This window comes from Bacillus sp. AFS001701 (assembly GCF_002559405.1).
Classification (GTDB): domain Bacteria; phylum Bacillota; class Bacilli; order Bacillales; family Bacillaceae_G; genus Gottfriedia.
In genome coordinates this window covers 1-3,455 of the sequence record NZ_NTZO01000607.1, presented here as the reverse complement: position 1 = coordinate 3,455, position 3,455 = coordinate 1, and the positions used below count along the sequence as shown (strand labels likewise).

Genomic DNA, 3,455 nt, shown 5'->3' with positions numbered 1-3,455 from the left:
ATCAAGACGTTTTCTCAAGAAGATAAAATGATTCGTGATTTTTTAAATAAAAATGAAAAATTGAAAAACTCAGGATTTTGGGCATTTATCTTTGCCGGATTTATTCCTAAATTCATGAATGTTTTAAACAATGTAAGCTTTGCAATCATTGCAGGTATTGGCGGTTACTTTGCCTATAAAGGACATATCTCGATTGGTACAATTGTTGTATTTACTGAGTATTCAAGACAATTTACTCGTCCACTAAACGATTTATCAAATCAGTTTAATACATTACTTTCTGCGATCGCTGGAGCTGAAAGAGTATTCTCTATCATTGATGAGGATATTGAAGCAATTGATGAATCCCATATTAATAACGATCAAAAAGTTATTCAAGGTGAAGTTGAATATAAAAATGTTAATTTTTCTTATGGGAAGGATTCAAATACATTAACAGATGTTTCATTCAAAGTAACACAAGGTGAGACAATTGCCTTAATCGGACCGACTGGTGCAGGTAAAACGACTGTAGTAAATTTACTTTCACGCTTTTATCAAATCAATAGTGGTGATATACTCATAGATGGTGTAAGTATTGGTCAATATTCTAGAAAAAACTTAAGACAACAAATGGCATTTGTTTTACAAGATTCATTTTTATTTAAAGGAACAATTCGAGAAAATATTCGATATGGTCGTTTAGATGCATCAGATGAAGAAGTAGAAGAGGCTGCAAAGCTTGCGAATGCACATAGTTTTATTATGAAATCTTCAAAAGGATATGATACAATTTTACATCAAGATGATCAGCAAATTAGTCAAGGTCAAAAGCAACTTCTCTCAATTGCTCGAGCTATTCTAGCAAATCCTGCAATTTTAATTTTAGATGAAGCAACAAGTAGTATTGATACAATTACTGAAATTAAAATTCAAGAAGCTTTACAAAGACTAATGCAAGGCCGAACAAGCTTTGTCATTGCTCATCGACTAAATACAATTAAAAATGCTAATCAAATACTTGTTTTGAAAAATGGAATGTGTATAGAGAGAGGTTCACATGAAGAACTAATTGATAAACAAGGTTTTTACTATGAATTAGTAAAACATCAAGGGATGAATGAAGATCAGCATATACAATAAAGGGTGGAAGCATGGATTACAATTCGTTTAAAGAAGTTATTCACGGAAGAAGAAGTATTCGAAAATTTACTGATCAAGCAGTATCAAATGAAATAATTGAAGAAATTATTGACTGCGCACGTTATGCTCCAAGTGATACAAACTCACAAACTTGGGAGTTTATCATTATTAAAAACACTGACAAAATTAAAAAAATTGAAGAGATGACATGGGATTCTCTACATGAAGTTGCTGAAAAAGCAAAAGAAAAAGGATTAGAAAAAGAAGGTAAACTATTAGTTCGTTCTTTTGGTCCTTATGCAACAGCATTTAGAGAAGCACCAGTTTTAATAATTTGTTTAGCAACACCTTATGAATCAAAATTCAGAACAAAAATATTTGATCCAATTGGCTTTGTTGAAAATGAAGTTTGGAAAGAAGAAGGAATTAAAAGTAGCTGCTTAGCATCACAAAACTTAATGTTAGCAGCACATGCATTAGGCTTAGGAACATGTCCAATGACTGGTCCTGTCCTATTAGCTCAAGATAAACTTAGAACGTATTTAGAGATCGAGGAAAACCGCGAAATTAACATGGTCATTTCACTTGGATATCCATCAGAACCTGCAAAAAAACTTGCACGTAAAGAAGTTGCAGAAATTATTCGTTACGTTGATTAATAAATTAAGTAGCCCACGAGGAAATTACTCGTGGGTTTTTTGTTTTTTATAGAAGAATTAACTAGATATCGACTCTATTAACAAAGTTCAAAACTTTATCAATAACCCGTCATTTAAAGATGAAATTTTACATCAATCCAAAATGTTATACTAGTATAGAATAACGATTGAATTTATATTAATATATTTGTATAATTACTCAAGTGATTAAAAAGTAAAGATTTTTTTATTGAAAGGTGCAGTATCAACATGGATTCGACTAAAAAACTAGGTGTTATGGGTTTATCATTTTTAAGTATAAATGCTATTTTAGGATTACGTAATATTGCTTTTGCTTCAACAATTGGTCCTTCAGCTATATTTTATTGGATTGTTGCAGCGTTAATTTATTTTATTCCAATTGGATTAATTGTAGCTGAATTATCTACAACCTACCCAAATCAAGGCGGTATGGGGGTTTGGGTTCGAAAAGCTTTTGGAGAAAAAGCTTCATTTTTATGTTCGTGGTTTTTTTGGATTGCTAATTTTACGTATTATCCGTCACTTTTATTAACAACTACAATTGCGATTGCATATGGAATTAACCAGCCACAAATGTCAAGTCATCCTATGAAAACAGCTATTATATCTAGTGTTATATTTTGGATTGTTACATTACTTACATTAAAAGGGACTAAAATGAGCGGAAGACTTGCGTCGATCGGTGCACCACTAGGCGTATTAGTTCCAGCAATATTAATATTTGGTTTCGGATTTTATAGTATGATTAGCGGTCAACCAAGCGCTACTAACTTTACACAAAGTACAATCATGCCAAATAATGTATCATTTGGAACGATTATGTTTTTATCAACATTAATGTTTGGTTTTTCAGGGGCAGAAATGCTAGGAACGATAGCGGGGAATGTAAGAAACCCACAAAAAACATTTCCGAGAGCAATTTTTATTACATCAATTATAATTGCATTAGTTTATATACTTGCTACAGTTGCTTTCCAGTTTGTCATTACAATTTCATCTGACCAAACTGCGACTGCATTATACTTATTTGCGGATAAAATAACTTCACAATTTGGACTAAATTTTTCACTTTCTCAAATTTTAGGGATCTGCTTTGTATTAGCATTTGTAGGATCTCTTTCATTTTTAATTTTGAATCCTAGTGTGATGATTGCTGAAAGTGCAAAGGATGTTCTTCCTAAAAACTTATTAAAAGAAAATAAAGATGGTATGCCATCAATTTTAGTATTTGGTCAAGCTGTTGCAGTTACATTCATTTTAATTCTTTCTGCTTTTGTACCAAGTGTCTCAAAGGCATTAAATATGCTAATTTTAATGTCGACTTTGGCATTTTTTATCCCTTATGTATTTTTAATTAGTGCATATCTTAAACTTCGGATGTCTGATAAAAAAATAAGCAGACCGTTTAAAATTAAAAGCAATTCACTAGCTATATTCGTTGCACTCATCGGAATGATTTCAGTAGTTGGTACAATCGGTTTAACGCTTATTCCAGCTCCAAATACTACATTATTAGAATATTTACCAATCGTACTTGGACCGATTTTATTCGGATGTATTGGATTTATCCTTTACAGTAATGGAACAAACGGTAAAAAGAAACAAATGAAAAACTAATAAAAAACCTAAATTATTTATATTAAAATAATTTAG

General features: G+C 31.3%; 3 protein-coding genes. All 3 read left to right on the top strand.

Going from position 1 to position 3,455, the window contains the following annotated elements; translation table 11 throughout:
* A partial coding sequence (locus CN514_RS23970) for an ABC transporter ATP-binding protein (RefSeq protein WP_141529508.1) occupies positions 1–1,122 on the top strand: 1,122 nt, incomplete at its 5' end.
* Positions 1,123–1,133: 11 nt separating this feature from the next.
* A complete protein-coding gene (locus CN514_RS23965; protein ID WP_098234720.1) occupies positions 1,134–1,781 on the top strand; it encodes a nitroreductase family protein in 648 nt (215 codons plus the stop codon).
* Between the two features lie 249 nt (positions 1,782–2,030).
* Positions 2,031–3,419 (top strand): APC family permease, encoded by a 1,389-nt coding sequence (locus tag CN514_RS23960; RefSeq protein ID WP_098234719.1) that lies wholly within the window; start codon positions 2,031–2,033, stop codon positions 3,417–3,419.
* Positions 3,420–3,455 lie beyond the last annotated feature (36 nt).

Coding starts and splice junctions, on each gene's coding strand:
- CN514_RS23965 (WP_098234720.1), top strand. CDS start 1,134: ATGGATTACAATTCGTTTAAAGAAGTTATTCACGGAAGAAGAAGTATT.
- CN514_RS23960 (WP_098234719.1), top strand. CDS start 2,031: ATGGATTCGACTAAAAAACTAGGTGTTATGGGTTTATCATTTTTAAGT.